Source organism: Paraclostridium dentum (genome assembly GCF_012922555.1).
GTDB classification, from domain to species: Bacteria; Bacillota; Clostridia; order Peptostreptococcales; family Peptostreptococcaceae; genus Paraclostridium; species Paraclostridium dentum.
Genome location: NZ_WIPK01000004.1, coordinates 146,835 through 161,977 on the forward strand (window position 1 = coordinate 146,835; position 15,143 = coordinate 161,977).

16 protein-coding genes are annotated in these 15,143 nt (G+C 28.2%); 9 read left to right on the top strand and 7 right to left on the bottom strand.

Annotated elements, in window-relative coordinates:
- Positions 1-71: 71 nt before the first annotated feature.
- The 3 genes from GFJ41_RS09325 to GFJ41_RS09335 all read right to left on the bottom strand — a co-directional run bounded on the left by GFJ41_RS09325 (position 72) and on the right by GFJ41_RS09335 (position 1,768).
- On the bottom strand, positions 72-713 hold the full coding sequence (locus GFJ41_RS09325) for a cysteine hydrolase family protein (RefSeq protein ID WP_170075185.1): 642 nt from the start codon (positions 711-713) through the stop codon (positions 72-74).
- A 121-nt stretch (positions 714-834) separates the two neighbouring features.
- A complete protein-coding gene (locus GFJ41_RS09330; RefSeq protein ID WP_170075186.1) occupies positions 835-1,452 on the bottom strand; it encodes a HutD/Ves family protein in 618 nt (205 codons plus the stop codon).
- Between the two features lie 127 nt (positions 1,453-1,579).
- Complete coding sequence (locus GFJ41_RS09335) at positions 1,580-1,768, bottom strand: hypothetical protein (protein WP_021429477.1); 189 nt, start codon at positions 1,766-1,768, stop codon at positions 1,580-1,582.
- A 187-nt stretch (positions 1,769-1,955) separates the two neighbouring features.
- Between GFJ41_RS09335 and GFJ41_RS09340 the strand changes: the two genes are divergently transcribed.
- Entirely contained in the window at positions 1,956-2,480 is a 525-nt protein-coding gene (locus tag GFJ41_RS09340; protein ID WP_170075187.1) for a 2'-5' RNA ligase family protein, read from the top strand.
- Between the two features lie 49 nt (positions 2,481-2,529).
- Here the strand turns inward: GFJ41_RS09340 and GFJ41_RS09345 are convergent, their stop codons facing one another.
- The gene (locus GFJ41_RS09345; RefSeq protein WP_021429438.1) at positions 2,530-2,733 is read right to left on the bottom strand and encodes a hypothetical protein; all 204 of its coding nucleotides are present in this window, start codon (positions 2,731-2,733) and stop codon (positions 2,530-2,532) included.
- A 138-nt stretch (positions 2,734-2,871) separates the two neighbouring features.
- The gene (locus GFJ41_RS09350) at positions 2,872-3,063 is read right to left on the bottom strand and encodes a hypothetical protein (RefSeq protein ID WP_021429486.1); all 192 of its coding nucleotides are present in this window, start codon (positions 3,061-3,063) and stop codon (positions 2,872-2,874) included.
- A 357-nt stretch (positions 3,064-3,420) separates the two neighbouring features.
- Here GFJ41_RS09350 and GFJ41_RS09355 point away from each other — a divergent pair, with 357 nt between their 5' ends.
- The 3 genes from GFJ41_RS09355 to typA all read left to right on the top strand — a co-directional run bounded on the left by GFJ41_RS09355 (position 3,421) and on the right by typA (position 7,718).
- Positions 3,421-4,032 (top strand): acetate uptake transporter, encoded by a 612-nt coding sequence (locus GFJ41_RS09355; RefSeq protein WP_035114879.1) that lies wholly within the window; start codon positions 3,421-3,423, stop codon positions 4,030-4,032.
- Between the two features lie 190 nt (positions 4,033-4,222).
- A complete protein-coding gene (locus GFJ41_RS09360) occupies positions 4,223-5,644 on the top strand; it encodes a spore germination protein (protein ID WP_170075188.1) in 1,422 nt (473 codons plus the stop codon).
- A gap of 247 nt (positions 5,645-5,891) precedes the next feature.
- Complete coding sequence (gene typA / locus GFJ41_RS09365) at positions 5,892-7,718, top strand: translational GTPase TypA (RefSeq protein ID WP_035114881.1); 1,827 nt, start codon at positions 5,892-5,894, stop codon at positions 7,716-7,718.
- A gap of 40 nt (positions 7,719-7,758) precedes the next feature.
- Here typA and GFJ41_RS09370 read toward each other — a convergent pair whose 3' ends face one another.
- The gene (locus GFJ41_RS09370) at positions 7,759-9,438 is read right to left on the bottom strand and encodes a ribonuclease J (RefSeq protein ID WP_170075189.1); all 1,680 of its coding nucleotides are present in this window, start codon (positions 9,436-9,438) and stop codon (positions 7,759-7,761) included.
- Between the two features lie 209 nt (positions 9,439-9,647).
- On the opposite strand from GFJ41_RS09370, the gene GFJ41_RS09375 reads away from it, so the two are divergent.
- The 3 genes from GFJ41_RS09375 to GFJ41_RS09385 all read left to right on the top strand — a co-directional run bounded on the left by GFJ41_RS09375 (position 9,648) and on the right by GFJ41_RS09385 (position 11,699).
- Positions 9,648-10,193, top strand: coding sequence for an NADH peroxidase (locus GFJ41_RS09375; protein ID WP_021429493.1), 546 nt, complete (start codon positions 9,648-9,650; stop codon positions 10,191-10,193).
- Positions 10,194-10,352: 159 nt separating this feature from the next.
- On the top strand, positions 10,353-10,724 hold the full coding sequence (locus GFJ41_RS09380; protein WP_021429510.1) for a Fur family transcriptional regulator: 372 nt from the start codon (positions 10,353-10,355) through the stop codon (positions 10,722-10,724).
- Between the two features lie 120 nt (positions 10,725-10,844).
- Positions 10,845-11,699 carry a DegV family protein gene (locus GFJ41_RS09385; protein WP_035114882.1) on the top strand — a complete coding sequence of 285 codons (855 nt, stop codon included), beginning with the start codon at positions 10,845-10,847 and terminating at the stop codon, positions 11,697-11,699.
- A gap of 391 nt (positions 11,700-12,090) precedes the next feature.
- Here GFJ41_RS09385 and GFJ41_RS09390 read toward each other — a convergent pair whose 3' ends face one another.
- Positions 12,091-12,549 (bottom strand): metal-dependent transcriptional regulator, encoded by a 459-nt coding sequence (locus tag GFJ41_RS09390; protein ID WP_021429425.1) that lies wholly within the window; start codon positions 12,547-12,549, stop codon positions 12,091-12,093.
- Positions 12,550-12,713: 164 nt separating this feature from the next.
- Here GFJ41_RS09390 and GFJ41_RS09395 point away from each other — a divergent pair, with 164 nt between their 5' ends.
- Both GFJ41_RS09395 and feoB read left to right on the top strand, forming a co-directional pair.
- Complete coding sequence (locus tag GFJ41_RS09395) at positions 12,714-12,941, top strand: FeoA family protein (protein WP_035114884.1); 228 nt, start codon at positions 12,714-12,716, stop codon at positions 12,939-12,941.
- 31 nt (positions 12,942-12,972) lie between these two features.
- Entirely contained in the window at positions 12,973-15,099 is a 2,127-nt protein-coding gene (gene feoB, locus GFJ41_RS09400) for a ferrous iron transport protein B (protein WP_035114886.1), read from the top strand.
- Positions 15,100-15,143 lie beyond the last annotated feature (44 nt).

A 15,143-nucleotide genomic window follows, 5' to 3' on the forward strand; every position in this document is an offset into this window, starting at 1 on the left:
TTTCTCTTTTTTCAATAAATTCTGAAATTTAACAAAATTAATAGGTCTTAATAAAATTAAGACCTATTAATTTATTTATATATTATGTTTTTTACGACTTTAATTCCATTTTGAATCATACTATTAAAAAATACTATGTTCATAATTTCAGCATTATGTACTTTCGGTATATCATAAGTATCTACTAAATCCATTGGTACTATAATTTTTTTATAAATATTATTTTGATTAAAATAAGACTTCAATGTTACTGCAAATTGATAAATACAAATGTCGGTACAGTCTCCAACAATTATAACATTTTCAATATTTTTAAAACTTATATCATTCAAGCAGAAAAAACCATTAGTAGAATTTTTAGGTACTATCTTTATGTTTCTAATAGATTTTATTTCATTAACAACTTCACTTTCTTCATCATCACTTAAACAATGAGTTGGATAACTTTGTAGCTCTATAGATTCTTTAGTATGGCTATCTGTAAATGCTACAACTTTACAATTTTTACTTGCTACATAATCACCTAATTTTTTAATGGGATTTATTAACTTTTCTACTCTATCTGAATATAGAGAACCTTTTTTAGCAAATCCATTATTCATATCCACAATAAATAATATGGTTTTTTCCATATCTAACTCATCAATATTTATATCCTCTAATTGAATTAAACTCTCTTTCATATATTTTAAATCATTTAATAGCTTTTCCACTTTTCCACCCCTTTTTAAATGTTTATTACAATAATATCAAAGTATTTATCTTCCATCAATTATAACAAGTTCAAAAAACTAAAAAAGTATAATTGTATACATACAATTATACTTTTTACATTTAGTAATAAACTATACTTTCAATTATATATAATTCTTCTTCTTGACTATTTATTAAAATTAATTTTCCTTTAAATCCTTTTTTAAATTTTACTATAGCTAAATCACCTTGTTCTACTTCAAGTATATTACCATTATCTAATTTAATTTTAAAGCTTCCATTTAAGCTATAAAAGCAATTAAATTCATATCTGTAGAAACTATCATTTAAATTCATTTTAGGTTCTAAAATTATTTCTGATTTTACATTTATGTATCTTAATTCACCACTACAATCTTCACTTGTCATCAAGTTAAAGTCTGTAGCTTTTCCATAACTTGTAGTATCCCAATCCCCACTAAAGCTATCTATATCAAACTTTTCAAGCTTTTTGTCATAGTGATTTTGATGCCTTAATAGTAAACCACCATCTAAAACCATTATTTTTCTTTGTATATTTGGAAGTTTCGTAAATTCTGACTCTTCTGCTTCAACAGTTGCTGAGCTTATTCTCCATTTAAAATTTCTATTTTCATACGAAGAATTTTCAGGATATATATACAATTGATTTGTGATTCCTCCAGACCATTTGTTAATTTTCTGACCTTGCTCTTTTACAATTTTAATTTTACAAGTCAAAATATCCCCCTCCTAATTTAAATACGTATTTATATTAATTATATATTAAATCTGATGCCTATATTACAATGTACTAAAATTATTTTAAAAATAAAACTGTAGAACATTATGTTCTACAGTTTTATTTTTAATATCTTGCTCTATCTATTCCTCCAAGTACTATATGTGCAACTCCTGCTCCTACTAAAAGAGCACCTGCCATATTTTTATAATCTTTTTTATCAAATTTATCATGCTTATTTTGCTTAACGTCTAAAACAATTCCTGCTGTCGTAACTGCTGTACCTAATGCTATTGGAATCATACCTTTTTTCATAAATTCACCCTCCATACAAATTAATAAGTTTTAATATTTAAAACTCTATAGTTAATATCTCACGAATTTTATCTTTACATTCGAAGTAATATTTTCATAATTTGTATAAAAGTATTTTCATTAATATTTATTTATAAATTTTGGTATACTTTATTTATATAATAAATTTAAATTAGGAGATTATTTTATGAGATATGTTATAGTATCAGTAACTAAAGGAAATGCAGGTGAATTTAATAACAACCTTCGAAAAAATTTATTTGAAAAATTTGGTGCTAAATCCTCAAAACTTCCACCACACTTTACAATAAAATCTCCATTTGAATCAGAAGATTTATCATCACTTGAAAATATGCTAAAAAAGTTTTGCGATTCAAATCCTATTTCTGCATATAAAATAGATGGTTATGATCATTTTGATGATAGAGTTGTCTATATGAAGGTATTAATGAGGCCTCAAGGAAAAATAATTCATGATAAATTAATAATAGAATTATCAAAATTTCAATATATTAAATTCGATGCTCACGATGGAAAAGATAAAATTTTTCATATAACTTTAGCATCTAAAAAGATAAAAAAAATTTATAACGACATTTTTAATTATGTAACGCAAATACCGTGTAGCTTTGATTGTAATTTTGATAACATATCAATATTCAAATGGGAAGATAATACATGGGTTTTACATAAAGAGTATTTATTTAATTAATTAATAATAAAAAAGGAAAGATAATTATATAATTATCTTTCCTTTTTTATTATTCCTCATCTTCTTCATATTCCATATAATCTTCAACTTCATGTCCACATGCTGGACATTTATATTTATCTACACAGAACTCGAATTCTTCTTTTGTTTCATTATCAGTTCCTTCGTTTATTACTTCAAAGTCAGTTCCTTCTTCATGACTTATTAAATCCATAACTTCTACTATACACTTAGGACAATACATTGTACTCATATGTTAACCTCCGTATTTTTGCATATATATTCCCTACTATATTAACATTTAAATTATATTTTTACTATACAATACACATAAAATTAATTTATTTCATAAAAAATGAGCTATATATTTATATAGCTCATTTTTTATCTTTTATTTAGAGATTTCTTTTAAAAACAGTTCTTCATTTTCTTTTATAACTAGTTCTCCATCTATAAATCCTACAGCTTCTTTCTTAAATGAACGACATTGACCTATACAACCTGTTTTTACATTTTCGTCTCCAACAATTTCTTTTATTTTATTAACATCAACATTTGAACAAAATGGACATACTCTTATCATTTTTAAAATCCTCCTAAAACCTCTTTAATTTAATGTATTTAAAATATACCCGTTGCAAGTTAATCCAAACATATTTATTGAAAATTTTCAAAATTCCATATATAACTAATTTAAATTTCTACTTTATAAAAATTAATTAATAATTATTAACTATAGTTATATATACCTAGAAAACTTAATTTAAATAAATAAAATCGAGTGATTTTAAGGTTATTTGTAAAAAAATATAATTTTTTCGAAATTTTTATATACTTATGTAAAAAAAAATGATAATATATATAAGTATTTTTATTATATGTATACAAAATACAGCATTGAAATTATAAAATGATATTTATAAAATAGGAGGATTCTTAAATGACAAACGAAACAAAAGTAAAAGTTGTAACAGCTGATCCTTCAGCATTAGGACTTTTCGGACTAGCAATGATAACATTAGTTGCATCATCTTCTAAGTTAGGTTTAACTTCTGGAATATCTTTAGTTTTACCATGGGCTATATTCTTAGGAGCTACTGCTCAATTATTTGCATGCATAAACGACTTTAAACACAATAATACATTTGGAGCTACTGCTTTTGGTGGATATGCATTTTTCTGGTATGCAGTTGGTTTTACTTGGTTAATACAAAATGGAGTATTTGGACCTGAATTACAAGCTTCTGCTGATCCTAAGCAATTAGGTTTTGCTTACTTAGGATATTTAATATTCACATTATTTATGACTGTTGGAGCAATGGAAACTCATAAAGTATTATTTACAATATTTGTTCTTATAGATTGCTTATTCATAGGTTTAACTTTAAGTTCATTTGGTATAATGGAACACGCTGCTCATCAATTTGCAGCATATTCTGAGTTAGGAATAGCAATATTCTCATTCTACGGTTCTGCTGCAGCTGTTTTAAACACTCACTTTGGTAGAGTATTTTTACCTGTAGGAAAGCCATTTGGAATATTTAAAAAGTAATTATTTTTAGGGGGAGCTAGATATAATCAATATTATATCTAGTCCTATTATATTGATATAGATAAATAGGGTGTGTTCTAAACTTTAATTTAGAACATACCCTATTTTTTTATATAGATACTTCATAATAAATTTTAATATTTTGTACATACTATTATAGATTAGTTATTAAATTTGAAAGGGTGTTTTAATGATTCTAACTAAGAGTATTAAACGAAACGTAGAACTTATGAAAGAACACCTCCCTTTAGATAAAAGTTTTGATGTTATTCAAAGAGAGGTTATTATCGGCGGAAAAAGCTGTTATTTGTTCTTTATCGATGGTTTTATAAAAGATGAAGTCATGGAAAGGATACTTTCTGGTTTTTTTAAAATATCAGAAAAAGATTTCGAATCAGTTCATGAGTTAAAAGACTTTATACATAAATATATTCCATATATAGAGGTAGCAAAAGAAAATAAATTAAAAAATATAGCTAAGGAAGTTCTTTCAGGCCCTATGGCTATATTAATTGATGGTTTTGATGAGTCTATTATCCTAGATGTTAGGACATATCCTGTACGTGGTATAGGTGAGCCCGAAAAAGAAAAATCACTTAAGGGCGCAAAAGATGGTTTTGTTGAAACTATAGTTTTTAATACTGCTCTTGTAAGACGGAGAGTAAAAGATCCTGATCTTATCTTTGAGATGTTTAGTGTTGGTCAGAGATCCAAGACAGATGTAGTTATTGGGTATATAGATGGATTGGTGGATGATAAAACATTAAAACATTTAAAAAAACAAATAGACGAAATAAATGTAAAATCATTAGTGATGAGTGAACAAAGTATAGTTGAAGCTCTTGTTCAAAGTAGATGGTATAACCCATTTCCAAAGGCTAGGTACACAGAACGTCCTGATGTTGCAGCTGCTCATGTTTTAGAAGGTAAGATATTATTGATTATAGACAACTCCCCTAATGCAATAATATTACCTACTACCATATTTGATTTTTTACAAGATGTTGATGATTTTTACCAACCTGTGATCATAGGAAATTATTTAAGGCTAATAAGAAATTTCACATTATTAGCTACTCTTATGATAACACCTTTATATACCCTAGCTATAAGATATGCATCTGATCTTCCAGTATGGTTGCAATTTATAACCCCAAAAGATCCATATGATGTTCCTATTTTTCTCCAGTTTTTAATTTTGGAGTTTTCTGTAGATGCACTTCAACTTGCATCACTTAATACTCCTGGATCACTAGGCATGTCATTATCTGTTATTGGTGCCCTTATTTTAGGTGATTTTGCAGTACAAACCGGTTGGTTTATTCCGCACACCATACTATATATGGCTATTGTTGCACTTGGAAGTTATTCACAACCAAGTGTTGATTTAGGATATTCTATAAAAATAGTTAGGATACTACTCTTAATTTTAACAGCTGCATTTAATATTTGGGGATTTGTGGCTGGATTAATAATTGCACTTGTACTTTTAATGACAAATAAAACAATCACTGGGAAAAGCTACTTATATCCACTTATTCCATTTGAATATAGTGCTTTAAAAAGATTAATTTTTAGAGTTAAACTAGATGCTAAAAATGAAGGTAAATAGTCTTTTAAAAAATGATGCTCCTAAACGGCATCATTTTTTATTAAACAAATTCAATTAAATGTGATAACTTTACACACTTAATTGAATTTGTTTATTTATAATTTTTTTAAATTATATATATAGTAATATTATTTTATAATTTAGGATAACCTTATCATTGTAAATACTCATTTTTTTAGTTTTACAATTTCTTTTGTATATGGTATACTTAATCAGTTATTTAATATCGGAAGGAGAGTTTTTGACAATGACAAACAAAAACAAAATAATAAACATAGCAGTTATCGCCCATGTCGATGCTGGTAAATCAACATTAGTTGATGCCTTCTTATCTCAATCAGGAGTTTTCAGAGATAACGAAGTTGTAAAAGATTGTGTAATGGATAGTAATGACCTAGAAAAAGAAAGAGGTATAACAATATACTCTAAAAACTGTGCTATAAACTATAATGATTATAAAATAAATATAGTAGATACACCTGGACATAGTGATTTCTCTTCTGAGGTTGAACGTGTTATAAAAACTGTTGATACAGTTATATTATTAGTAGATGCTAGTGAAGGGCCAATGCCTCAAACTAGATTCGTTTTACAAAAATCATTAGAGGCTGGTCTTAGACCAATATTATTCATAAATAAGATAGACAAGCAAGATCAAAGAGCTGAAGAAGTTGTTGACGAAGTATTCGATTTATTCGTTGACTTAAACGCAACTGATGAGCAATGTGAGTTCCCAATAATATACGGTATAGCTAAGCAAGGAATTGCTAAAATAGAAATGGACGACGATAGCAATGACTTATCTCCTCTATTTGAAACTGTAGTAAATCATGTTGAAGCTTACCCTGATTATGCATCTGAGCCTTTACAACTTCAAGTATCTGCACTTGCATACGACGATTATGTAGGTAGACTTGGAATAGGTAGAGTTTACAAAGGAACAGTGAAAAACGGATCTCAAGTATCTGTTTGTAAAGCTGACGGAACTGTTGCTAGAGGAAAAGTATCAAAACTTACAGTTTACGAAGGACTTCGTCAAGTTGAAAAAGATGAAGCATATGCTGGAGATATAGTAGTTGTAGCTGGTATGCCAGATATATCTATAGGAGAAACAATATGTGATTCAGATAATCCATTACCAATGGAACTTATTCATATAGAAGAACCAACTCTATCAATGAACTTCTTAGTAAATGATTCTCCATTCTGTGGTAAGAGCGGTAAATTTGTTACTACTAGACATATAAAAGATAGATTAGACAAAGAATTAGAAGTTAATGTTGGATTAAAAGTTGAGCCAATGGATACTACTGATGGATTCAAAGTATCTGGACGTGGAGAGCTTCACTTATCAATATTACTTGAAAACATGAGACGTGAAGGATATGAAATAGGAGTTTCTAAGCCAGAAGTTTTATTCATAAAAGAAAACGGAAAATTAATGGAGCCTATGGAAAAAGTTATAGTTAACTGTCCAGAAACTTATTCAGGAACTGTTATAAACAAGTTAAACTTAAGAAAAGCTATGATGGAAGCTATGGAAATAGAAGGAGACTATGTTAAAATAACATTTATAGCTCCTACTAGAGGTTTATTAGGATATAGAAGTGAATTCATAAATGATACTCGTGGAGAAGGAACTATAGTTAGATCATTCGAAAGATACGAAGAGCACAAAGGTGCTATCCCAGGAAGAACTAACGGAGTTTTAGTTGCTCAAGGTGCTGGTAGTACTATGGCGTACGCTCTTAGCGCACTTAGTGAAAGAGCTCAAATGTTCGTTGATCCAGGTGTTGACGTTTACGAAGGTATGATAATCGGTATGAACTCAAGAAAAGACGATATGGTTGTTAACCCTTGTAAAAACAAGAAATTAACTAACGTTCGTGCTTCTGGTACTGATGATGCAGTTAAATTACAAGCTGCTAGAACATTTACATTAGAAGAAGCTCTAGAGTTTATAGATGATGATGAGTTAGTTGAAATAACTCCAGATTCTATTAGACTTAGAAAAAGATTCTTAAATGAAAATGAAAGATTAAGATATAACAAATCTAGACAATCTAATAAATAATTAATAAAAAAGGAGCTGTATCTTAACAGCTCCTTTTGTTTTATACTTCTACAATTATCGGGAATATACTAGTTCCTCTCTTTAATTTAACATACAGATGCCTATCCACAGCTTTTTTAACTCGAGATTTCATTACACTCCACTCTAACACATCATTTTCTAAGCATTTTTCAACTTCATTTAATACAATAGCTTTTACATCATCTATTAAATCTGTAGCTTCTCTTGCATATATAAATCCTCTAGTTATTATATCTGGTCCTGCTACTATAGACTTGCTTTCTTTATCTATACCTATAACAATTGTCATCATCCCATTTTCTGCTAAATATTTTCTATCCCTTAAAACAATATTACCTACATCTCCAACACCTATACCATCTACATATACAGTCCCGACTCTTACCTTTCCATTTTTTTTAGCAGTTTTTTTATTTAATTCAAGAACTTCTCCGTTATCTAAAATAAATATGTTTTCTTTTTTCATACCCAATTTAGCTGCTAAATTTTTATGGTGTACTAAATGTCTATACTCTCCATGCACTGGCATAAAAAACTTTGGATGAACCAATGTATGTATAAGTTTCAATTCTTCTTGATATGCATGCCCTGAAACATGTACAGCCTCTAAATCTTTGTATATTACCTCTGCTCCTTTTCTATATAACTGATTTATAACTTTTGAAATAAGTTTATCATTCCCAGGTATAGGTGAAGCTGATATTATAAATAAGTCATTATTTTTTATTTTTATTTTTTTATGTGTATCAAAAGCTATTCTAGCAAGTCCTGCCATAGCTTCTCCTTGACTTCCTGTAGTTATTATAGTTATTTCATCATTATTATAATTTTCCATTTCATCAATACTTATTTTATAACCATCAGGAATATTTAAATATCCAAGTTCTATAGCAACCGCTGATACATTTTCCATACTACGCCCGCTAAATACAACTCTTCTATTATTAGCTACAGATGCATTAATAATTTGTTGCATTCTATGTATATTAGATGCAAATGTCGCAACTATTATCCTTCCTATTCTACCATTAAAGATTCTATCCAATGTTTCTCCTATAGTTTTTTCAGATAACGAATGTCCTTTTCTTTCTACATTTGTGCTATCAGCTAATAACAATAATACTCCTTTTTTCCCTATTTTAGATATACTCTCTAAATCCATTCTTCTACCATCTATAGGAGTATAATCAACTTTAAAATCTCCAGTGTGAAGTATAACTCCTATTGTTGAATGTATGCAAATAGCACATGCATCTGCGATACTGTGGGTTACACTTATAAATTCAATTTTAAAATATTCTAACTGAACTAACTGTTTATCTTCTACTGAATTTAAAGTACATATATCTAATATATTATGTTCTCTTAACTTATTTTCAATTAGACCTATAGTTAACTTAGTTCCGTATACAGGCATATTTATTTGCTTTAATATGTATGGAATAGCCCCAATATGATCTTCATGACCATGGGTAACAAACATTCCCTTAACTTTATCTTTATTTTCTATTAAATAAGATATATCGGGAATTAATAAATCCACTCCATACATATCTTCATCTGGAAATGATAGCCCTCCATCTATAACAATTATTTCACCTTTATACTCTATTGCAGTTATATTTTTCCCTATTTCTCCAAGTCCTCCCAATGGAATTACTTTTAATTTATCTATATTTGATTTTATTGAACCCTCCATTTAATAACACCTCTCTAAATTTTTTATTCCCTTTCTACTTATTATGCATGTTTTTCATATCTATTAATCTCTTATCTTATAAATATTGTAACAGTATTTAAAATTTATTTGATTTTAAACTGTTGACATAGTTATAATTTTATTGTATCATTAATTTGTAGTTAATAATAGTAATGATTACTACTTTTAATTTTAAGGAGGAATATATAATGAAAAAATTTGTTTGTACAGTATGTGGATATATACACGAGGGAGAAACTGCTCCAGAAATCTGTCCAGTTTGTAAAGTTGGAGCTGATAAGTTCAATGAAATGTCAGGTGAAATGGTTTGGGCTGATGAACATAGAATAGGTGTTGCTCAAGGTATAGATGCTGAAATAGTTGAAGGTTTAAGAGCTAACTTCGTTGGGGAATGTACAGAAGTTGGTATGTATTTAGCTATGAGCCGTCAAGCTGATAGAGAAGGTTTCCCAGAGGTAGCTGAAGCTTATAAAAGAATAGCATTTGAAGAAGCTGAACATGCAGCTAAATTTGCTGAATTATTAGGAGAAGTTGTTGTTGCTGATACTCAAGCTAACTTAAAAGCTAGAGTTGAAGCTGAATACGGTGCAACTGAAGGAAAATTAAAAATAGCTAAAAGAGCTAAAGAGTTAGGACTTGATGCTATACATGATACAGTTCATGAGATGTGTAAAGATGAAGCTAGACATGGTAAAGCATTCTTAGGCCTACTAGAAAGACATTTTACTAAATAATATTTTATTGCCATTTCTCAATTCACATAATCCTAGAGTAGCTTAATTATTAGGCTACTCTATTTTATTATTTTTAATTTTAGTTTATAATATAATTTGATTATAAATTAACTCTTTAGGGTATATTTATGATAAAAACAATGATAAGCAGGTGGTATTTTGAAATTTTCAAAACAAAGAGAACTTATATTGAACGCCGTTAAGGACAACACTGTTCATCCTACTGCAGATTTTATATATGATTATCTAAAAAAGGATAATCCAAACTTAAGTTTAGGTACCGTTTATAGAAATTTATCTCAACTTGTAAATCACGGTTATATTCAAAAAGTTAGTATGCCTGGTCTTCCCGATAGATTTGATGCTAACGTAATAGAACACAATCATATGATTTGCGACGTTTGTGGAAACATACAAGATATTCATTCAGATATATTAAAGAATATTCCTTCAGCTATTTCTAACGAACTCGATATAGAAATTACATCTTGTACTGTTATACTTCATGGTATTTGTAAAAATTGTAAATAATATTATATAATAAGAGGCACTGTATAGTGCCTTATTATATTTTACAATCCAATCATTTTATTATATAATGAATTATCGCAATTTTTATAAATATATTTATATATATAGAAGGAGGTTTTTATGGGTATTAAAATAATTACAGATAGTACATCTTACATACCTGCTGAATACATAGAAAAATTTGATATAAAGGTAGTCTCTCTTAATGTTTTTATGGATAATGAAAGTTTCCGTGAGTTGGACTTAGATAATAAAACTTTCTATACTAAAATGGATGCTTTATCTGAGATACCTAAATCATCTCAACCAGTTCCAGATGAAATGCTAAATGTATTTAAAAGTATAGTGGAAAATGGTGATTCTATTTTAGGAATTTTTCTATCTTCAAATATGAGTGGTACATATTCTAGTGCTAACCTAATAAAAAATATGATTCTAGAAGACTACCCTAATGCAGATATTAATATAATAGATTCAAAGACAAACTGTATGCAAATGGGATTTGCAGTTATTGAAGCTGCGCGTTTAGCAATTGATGGTAAATCTATGGATGAAGTTATAGATAGAACAAGTAAAGTTTTATCTAATAGTAAATTTATATTCTCTCCTGATACTCTAGATTATTTAAAAAAAGGAGGCAGAATAGGAAGTGCTTCTGCTCTTTTAGGTTCTATCTTGCAAATAAAGCCTATTTTAACAGTTACAGATGGTACCACTTCTGTTTTTACAAAAGTAAGAACCAGAAAAAAAGCTATAGACAAGTTAGTATCTACATTTTTTGAAGAAATTGATAATAAAGGTCTTGGAGATGTAATAGTCCACCATATAAATTGTGAAGAAGAAGGTCTTCAACTTGCTAGTTATTTAGAAAAAAAATTAAATACTACAGTTAAAATACAATCAATAGGTCCTGTAATCGGTCTTCATGTTGGTCCTGGAAGTATTGGTATAGCTTTTTATACAAATATAGACTAAAAAATAAAAGCCCTAGGAAAATTTCTAAGGCTTTTTATATATTATCTTTCTATTATATACTGTCATCAACTACGTTTTCAGATATATATGCAGCAACATATAATCCGTACATTAATACTAATAAAACTGCAGTTATTAAAACTATAGTCATATCCTCTCACTTCCTTCTTAACTCTAATTGTAGTTTTTCAATGTGAAATCTATATGATTTTGATATGTTTTTTGAATTAATTATTTTTCCTAAATTAAAACTACATATTATTCATTTGAATTTTATACATATAATTATTATTTACCTTATATATGTTATATCATTAATTAAGATTTTCACAGTTACATTATTGTAATATTTTTCAATTTAATAATTTTCGACTAATATATGTAATATGTCTTATAAATTTTGATATACTTTTAACCTTTCCAATATCCCTTCATTTTCTTCAAAAAAATTAATCAAATTGTTTATTCTTACTAAAGTTTCTAGACTTATCGTATGTTCTATTTTTTCCGTTTCTTCATGCAAGTATTCATCCAATCCAATTAATTTTAAAAATTCGTATATAGTATTATGTCTTTCTAAAAATTTTTTCCCCATATCTGCGCCTAAATCGCTTAAATTTATTGATCCATAAAGTTCATGTGTTAATAATTTTTTTTGCTGTAATTTTCTTACCATATTACTTACAGATGATGGTTTTATATTTAAAGCTTTTGATAAATCTTTTATTTTTACATTTTCATTTTCACTTTGTAATCTATAAATCATTTCAATATAGTCTTCTTCATTAGGACTTAGACTATTATCTTTCATATATTCTTTAAATGTATAAAACTGATTAAGATCCCTCAAACTTTCTCCTCCTAAATCCAATCTCATATCTACTATATTAGATTTTCATGTAATATATTCTAAATTAATGTAACATCCTCATAAAATTTTTCATAATATTTATTGTAAGAAATTTAGCTTAGGCTAAAATTTTTTCTTACTTTTATTAAAATGGAGGTATTTTTATGGTAAAGCTTACTGATGTAGATATTTGTAGCACCGTTAAGGTAGAAGGACTTTTATCAGAAGGTTACCTAAGAGAGCGAATGTTAGCGCTTGGTTTAACTAATGGTGCTTTAATAAATGTCGTTAGACGTGGTCCTAAAGATAATTTAACTGTATATAATATACGAGGTGCTATGATTGCACTTAGAAAAGAAGAAGGTCAAAAAATTTTAGTTTCATATATATAAACCTTAAATTTAAAAAGGGGGGGATAAAATTATGGGGTTAACTTATAATTCAACTAAGATAAAATCATTAAAAGATATGTTTAACATAGACAAAAAAGATAATCAATATATAATAGCCCTTGCTGGAAATCCTAATACCGGAAAAAGCACTGTGTTTAATTATTTAACTGGACTTAAGCAACATACTGGAAATTGGCCGGGGAAAACAGTATGTACAGCTAGAGGGGACTTTAAGTATAATTCAAAAGATTTTGCTTTGATTGATTTACCAGGTACTTATTCATTATTTGCGGCATCCCAGGAAGAAATAGTAGCCCGTGATTTCGCTTGCTTTGGAAATCCAGATGCAGTCATTGTAGTAGCTGATGCTACTTCATTAGAACGTAATTTAAATTTAGCTTTTCAAGTGATGGAACTTACAGATAATGTTATACTTTGTATAAATCTAGTTGATGAAGCAAGAAAAAAAGGTATTTTTATAAATAAAGAAATTATAGAAAATCAACTTGGAATTCCTGTTGTTTTAACATCAGCTAGAAGCGGTGAAGGTATGGATAATTTGCTTAAAACTTTAGATTTAGTCGTAACCAATTCTTACCACTATAATAATAAGATCATAAAATATAATGAAAATATAGAAGATTTATTAAAAATTATAGAAAGCGATTTGTATTCAAGTATACCCTATATAAAATCTAGGTGGCTAGGTCTTAGGTTAATTGATGGAGATAATAGTATATATGACTCTATGAATAATTATATAAATGGAGACTACAAAACTGAAATAGATAAAATAAAAGCAAAATTGCCAGAGGATATTAATAAAATTTCAATTAGAGATTCTATGAGTATGAATATGTATGAATATGCAAAAAAACTTTATGATAAAAGTGTCATAATACAAAATAAAAGCAAATTCCATAGAGATGAAAAAATTGATAAAATAATTACATCTAAAATACTTGGATTGCCATTAATGCTTTTAATGCTTTGTATAATCCTTTGGATTACTATTGAAGGTGCCAATGTGCCCTCAAACCTACTCTCTAATTTCTTGTTTAAATTCGAACCTCTTTTATATAACTTTTTATCATCTATTCAGTGTCCTTTGTGGTTAAACGAAATGATTAGCTATGGAATGTACAGAACTCTTGCATGGGTTATTTCAGTTATGCTTCCTCCTATGGCAATATTTTTCCCACTGTTCACTCTTCTTGAAGATTTCGGATATTTACCTAGAGTGGCCTTCAATCTAGATCATATGTTTAAAAAAGCTTGTTGCCATGGTAAACAATGTTTAACTATGTGTATGGGATTTGGATGCAATGCAGCAGGTGTTATAGGATGTAGAATTATAGATTCTCCTCGAGAAAGATTAATTGCTATACTTACAAATAACTTTGTACCTTGTAATGGGCGTTTCCCTACATTAATAGCTATAGCTACAATTTTTTTCACATATTTTATCAAAAACTCTTTTGTGAGTAGTACTATTGTTGCCCTTTGTATAGCACTTTGTATAATATTTGGAATTGTAACTACTCTATTAGTTTCTTATATTTTATCTAAAACACTATTAAAAGGAGTTCCTTCAACTTTTACATTAGAACTTCCACCTTACAGAACACCTAAAATAGGTAGAGTTATATATACATCTATAATAGATAGAACTATTTTTGTATTGGGTAGAGCTGTATTAGTTGCAATACCTGCAGGTCTTATTACATGGGTATTTGCAAATATTTATATAGGTGATATGAGTGTATTATCACACGTAGCAAGCTTTTTAGATCCAATCGCAAGCTTCATTGGACTTGATGGGTTTATATTACTTGCATTCATTTTAGGATTCCCTGCAAACGAGATTGTAATCCCAATACTATTAATGTCTTATTTGGCAACAGGTTCCATGATTGAATTTGATAGTTTAAATGCACTTGGAGAGGTTTTGAAAGATAATGGCTGGACTTATTTAACTGCCATAAATACAATGCTATTTAGCCTTTTGCATTGGCCTTGTGCAACAACACTATGGACAATAAAAAAGGAAACGCGAAGTCTTAAATGGACTGCAGTTGGATTTTTAATGCCTACTCTAGTTGCGTTTATAGTATGTTTTTCAACAACTTGTATATTTAATTTATTTGGCTTGGCTTAATTTAATTTAATTTATTAAAAAGACTGTTTCAAATTAATTTGAAA

Bases quoted from the DNA above. Each gene is read 5' to 3' on its own strand.
- GFJ41_RS09345 (WP_021429438.1), bottom strand. From the start codon at position 2,733: ATGAGTACAATGTATTGTCCTAAGTGTATAGTAGAAGTTATGGATTTA.
- GFJ41_RS09375 (WP_021429493.1), top strand. From the start codon at position 9,648: ATGAAAAAATTTGTTTGTACAGTATGTGGATATATACACGAGGGAGAA.
- GFJ41_RS09370 (WP_170075189.1), bottom strand. From the start codon at position 9,438: ATGGAGGGTTCAATAAAATCAAATATAGATAAATTAAAAGTAATTCCA.
- GFJ41_RS09355 (WP_035114879.1), top strand. From the start codon at position 3,421: ATGACAAACGAAACAAAAGTAAAAGTTGTAACAGCTGATCCTTCAGCA.
- GFJ41_RS09335 (WP_021429477.1), bottom strand. From the start codon at position 1,768: ATGAAAAAAGGTATGATTCCAATAGCATTAGGTACAGCAGTTACGACA.
- typA (WP_035114881.1), top strand. From the start codon at position 5,892: ATGACAAACAAAAACAAAATAATAAACATAGCAGTTATCGCCCATGTC.
- GFJ41_RS09340 (WP_170075187.1), top strand. From the start codon at position 1,956: ATGAGATATGTTATAGTATCAGTAACTAAAGGAAATGCAGGTGAATTT.
- GFJ41_RS09385 (WP_035114882.1), top strand. From the start codon at position 10,845: ATGGGTATTAAAATAATTACAGATAGTACATCTTACATACCTGCTGAA.
- GFJ41_RS09350 (WP_021429486.1), bottom strand. From the start codon at position 3,063: ATGATAAGAGTATGTCCATTTTGTTCAAATGTTGATGTTAATAAAATA.
- feoB (WP_035114886.1), top strand. From the start codon at position 12,973: ATGGGGTTAACTTATAATTCAACTAAGATAAAATCATTAAAAGATATG.
- GFJ41_RS09360 (WP_170075188.1), top strand. From the start codon at position 4,223: ATGATTCTAACTAAGAGTATTAAACGAAACGTAGAACTTATGAAAGAA.
- GFJ41_RS09395 (WP_035114884.1), top strand. From the start codon at position 12,714: ATGGTAAAGCTTACTGATGTAGATATTTGTAGCACCGTTAAGGTAGAA.